This is a genomic window from Novosphingobium sp. AP12, from assembly GCF_000281975.1.
In the GTDB taxonomy this organism is placed as follows: domain Bacteria; phylum Pseudomonadota; class Alphaproteobacteria; order Sphingomonadales; family Sphingomonadaceae; genus Novosphingobium.
Genome location: NZ_AKKE01000091.1, coordinates 1 through 3884, shown reverse-complemented (window position 1 = coordinate 3884; position 3884 = coordinate 1). Strand labels below are relative to the sequence as shown.

At 66.6% G+C, this 3884-nt stretch carries 4 protein-coding genes; all 4 read left to right on the top strand.

The features are described 5' to 3' along the window. Nucleotides 1-178: 178 nt before the first annotated feature. Nucleotides 179-1384 (top strand): nucleotidyltransferase, encoded by a 1206-nt coding sequence (locus tag PMI02_RS14305; protein ID WP_007683951.1) that lies wholly within the window; start codon nt 179-181, stop codon nt 1382-1384. Continuing rightward, nucleotides 1381-3096 (top strand): ThiF family adenylyltransferase, encoded by a 1716-nt coding sequence (locus PMI02_RS14300; RefSeq protein ID WP_007683949.1) that lies wholly within the window; start codon nt 1381-1383, stop codon nt 3094-3096. Before PMI02_RS14305 ends, PMI02_RS14300 begins: the two co-directional genes overlap by 4 nt. Continuing rightward, the gene (locus PMI02_RS14295; RefSeq protein ID WP_007683947.1) at nt 3086-3544 is read left to right on the top strand and encodes a Mov34/MPN/PAD-1 family protein; all 459 of its coding nucleotides are present in this window, start codon (nt 3086-3088) and stop codon (nt 3542-3544) included. The genes PMI02_RS14300 and PMI02_RS14295 overlap by 11 nt, the downstream gene beginning before the upstream one ends. A 2-nt stretch (nt 3545-3546) precedes the next feature. Further along, the coding region (locus PMI02_RS14290; RefSeq protein WP_007683945.1) for a hypothetical protein at nt 3547-3884 on the top strand (338 nt) is incomplete at its 3' end.

The window sequence follows — 3884 nt, the reverse complement described above, 5'->3', positions numbered from 1 at the left end:
GCTCGTGAATAACCCGGGCTAGGCGAATGATCGTCGGAAATCACCGGGCTTGAGTTGCTGTTGCGCAAGCACGCTGCACGCGTTTCCACAGGTAGCTCAACATTGATGAAGATTGATGACGTCCGATCCATTGAAAAACCTCGCCGTCGAGAACAAATACAGAATGGAGGGGTTTACTATGACTACCAAGAGCGCAGACGAGTACCTTGCTGCACTAGCCGACGCGCTCGCGATCAGCGAGACGCGCTACGACCAAGCCTGCCGGAGCTACGCTTCGCTCGGGGCTTGGCTGCATCGCCCGGAATCGACCGTCCTGCGCTACGACCCGCAGATCTACGTGCAGGGGTCCTTCCGTCTCGGCACGGCGATCCGGCCGCTGAACGACGAGGAGGAATACGATGTCGACTCGGTGTGCGAGCTGCGCCTGCTCGGCACGGGCGACCTCAGCCAGAAGGCTCTGAAGAAGCTCGTCGGCGACGAGATTAAGGCGTACCGCGTCGCGCAGAGCATGGTGAAGCCCGTGACCGAGGGTAAGCGCTGCTGGGTGCTATCCTACTCCGACGGTGCGCAGTTCCACATGGACATCGTGCCGGCGGTCCCGAACAACTCGCGCCAGAAGCTGCTGCTAGAGGCCCGCGGCCTCGACACCCGCTGGTCGGAGACGGCCATCGTCATCACCGACGTGCGGTCGCCGACCTACGAGCACATCTCCGACGACTGGCAGCGGTCCAATCCCAAGGGATACGCGAAGTGGTTCCAGCTGCGCATGGGGCCGATCTTCGAGCGGAAGCGGCGTGCGATCGCGGAATCGGTGCGTGCCAGCGTCGAGGACATCCCGGAATACCGCGTGCGGACTCCGCTCCAGTCTGCGATCATGATCCTGAAGCGTCACCGCGACGGCATGTTCGTCGACCGATACGACGAGCGGCCGATCTCAGTGATCATTACGACGCTGGCCGCGCACGCCTACAACGGCGAGGATAAGATCTCCGACGCGCTGTACGCGATCCTGGCGAACATGGACCGCTTCATCGAGCGCGACGGACGGACCCTCATTATCCGGAACCCATCCGATCCGCTCGAGAACTTCGCCGACAAGTGGCCGACGCATCCCGAGCGGCAGGATGCGTTCTTTGAGTGGCTCGCGCAGGCGCGGCACGACTTCGGGCAGCTGGCGCAGCAAGTGGAGCGTCGCCGCCTCGTCGAGAGCGTCGTGCCGCGGATGGGTGCTATCGCCGAGAAGGCGGCCGCCCGCATGGACCCACCCTCGGGCAGCATGCTCCGCCCGGCCGCCTCGGCCGCGATCATCGGGACGGGCGCGGCGAGCGCCCCCGCCTTCCCGAACACCCGCCGCGAGCCGACCTCCCCCAAGGGCTTCGCTTGATCTGGTGGGCCGAGCAGCCCGGCCGCGCCCAGTCCGAGCGGAACGCGATCGGCGATCTCGCGGAGAATAGTCCCTGGCTCGCCAACGTCGAGATGCGTCTCGCCGGCACCCAGCTGGCGTTCGACTTCGACCTCGAGGTCGGCGAGCGCACGATACCGCTGACGCTCGTCTACCCCGACTTCTTCCCGGACGCGGCACCTTCCATCCTTACGCGAAACCGCGAGCTGCTGTCCGGTCACCAGTACGGCCCGTCGGGGGAACTCTGCCTGGAGCATCGGCCGGACAACTGGATGCCCGACGTCACCGGCGCGATGATGATCGAGAGCGCGCACCGCCTGCTGTCGTCAGAGGACGAGACCGGGCGGCCAGCCCCTGCCGACCACCGGACGACGCGGGCGCAGAGGATGCGTTACTCGGCGTTCCGCTTCCTGTTCTACCGGGACACGCTAACCGGGCTCGGGTCGCTGGCCGAAGGCCAGGTCGCCGAGGGGCAGATGCAGGAGCAGGACGTCGCTGGCACCTACGTGGCGCAGCTGTCCCGGATCGGTACGGCGGACGCACCCCTGTGGTCGGAGACGAAGAAGCGCGGCGGGGACGTGCGGTCCTTTCCGGCGGTCGTGGTGCGCGTGCCGGCGGGCGGCGGCCGCGCTTTAAAGGATTTCGACGAGCTCAAGGCGCTGCTTTGGGCGCATGGCCACTCGGGCCTCGCGACGGAACTCAAGGACGGCTCAGACCTGGTCGGCGTCGTGCTATTCAACGGACAGCGCATTCACGTCCCGATGGTGTTCGGCGACCCGGGCGCACGGAAGCTGATCAGCTACGACGCGGTATTCGCCGAAGCGGACGGCGTCAGGCTCGACCCCGAATACGAGCGGCTCAAGACGTCCAAGGTCGCGATTGTCGGCTGCGGCTCGGTGGGTTCGAAGGTGGCCGTGCAACTCGCCCGGTCGGGAGTGGGCAGCTTCGTGCTCGTCGATGGCGACGTGCTGTCGGCGGGCAACCTCGTTCGTAACGAACTCGACTGGCGCTCGGTCGGGGTCCACAAGGCACCGGCGCTCGGAGCGCGGCTGATGGAGGTCAATGCCGACTGCACCTTCACCGCCCGCACAAACCCGCTTGGCGGACAGGAGAGCGGCGCGATGGCCGCCGCGACGATGGCGGCGATCGAGACATGCGACCTTATCGTCGACGCGACCGCCGATCCCGGCGTGTTCAACCTGTGCTCCGCGATCGCTCGCCGCGCTGAGAAGCCGATGTGCTGGGCGCAGGTGTTCGGCGGCGGCGCCGGCGGCATCGTCGTGCGGCTACGGCCCGATCTTGACCCGACACCGCTGACGGCGCGGCAGAGGATCGAGGCCTGGTATGGCGAGCAGGGCGTCGACTGGCCCGACGACGGATCGGCGAAGCCATACGAGGACACCGGCACCGAAGGCGTCCCGCTGATTGCCGACGACGCCGACGTCGCCGTCATCGCTTCGCACCTGTCGCGCTTCGCGATCGACGTGCTCGCCCGGCCCGAGGCGACGACCTTCCCCTACTCCGCCTACGTGATCGGGCTCAGTGACCGATGGCTGTTCACCGCCCCGTTCGACGTCCGTCCGATCGACCTCGGCGCAAGTGATGCCTGGGGTGTGGAGCCGGGGACAGCCGACATCGCGGCACTCAAGGAGCTTCTGGCAAACCTGACCACGAAGAAGAATGATGAGGATTGAGATCACGCCGGACGTCAAGGTCACGCTCAGGCGCTCGCTCCGCGCCGCCGGTCGGCGCGAGATCGGCGGGGTGCTTATGGGCGAGCAGATCGAACCGGGCCACTTCCGCGTCGTAGACATGTCTGTCGACAACGAAACCGGGGGCCGCGCGCACTTCGTGCGGAGCCCTGAAGCGCACGCCGACGCGCTCGACGCGTTTTTCCGCCGAACGGAGAACGAATACGAACGCTTCAACTACCTCGGCGAGTGGCACTCCCACCCGCGATTCCCCGTCACGCCCAGCGTCCAGGACGCGGCGTCGATGGTCGACCTGGTCCACGGCGAGCGCGGCATCGACTTCGCGGTGCTGCTCATCGTGAGGCTCGACTGGTGGCGGTGGATCGCCAGCTCGTGCACCCTGTTCCACCGCGGCCATCAGCCGTCCGTCGTCGAGATCTTGGAGGGATGACCATGCTCAACCATTTCCTGCGCTCGCTCATCGACTGGGTGTTCAGGCGGCGGTCCGTCGGCGCCTCCCTGATCAAGGTGGGTGTCCCGCTGTATGCACTGGTCCTCGTCAGCCTGACCATCGGAGTCAGGGTCCCCACCAAGGACGGCCCGGTCGTCTTCTCATGGGACACCTCTGGTGGCGCCGCCGCGCTAAGCTGGGGCGTCTTCATTGTCGCCACGGTCATCGTGCTGACGGGCCTGCTGCTGGTCGTCCGGGACGTCCGCCGCGAGAACCGCGACAAGGTCATCGTCATAGAGGCGCGCGGCCTTCGCGACTGGCAGGGCGAGCCGCTGGGGAA

Excerpts from the sequence above, each read along its gene's own strand:
- PMI02_RS14295 (WP_007683947.1), top strand. The coding sequence starts at position 3,086 with ATGAGGATTGAGATCACGCCGGACGTCAAGGTCACGCTCAGGCGCTCG.
- PMI02_RS14305 (WP_007683951.1), top strand. The coding sequence starts at position 179 with ATGACTACCAAGAGCGCAGACGAGTACCTTGCTGCACTAGCCGACGCG.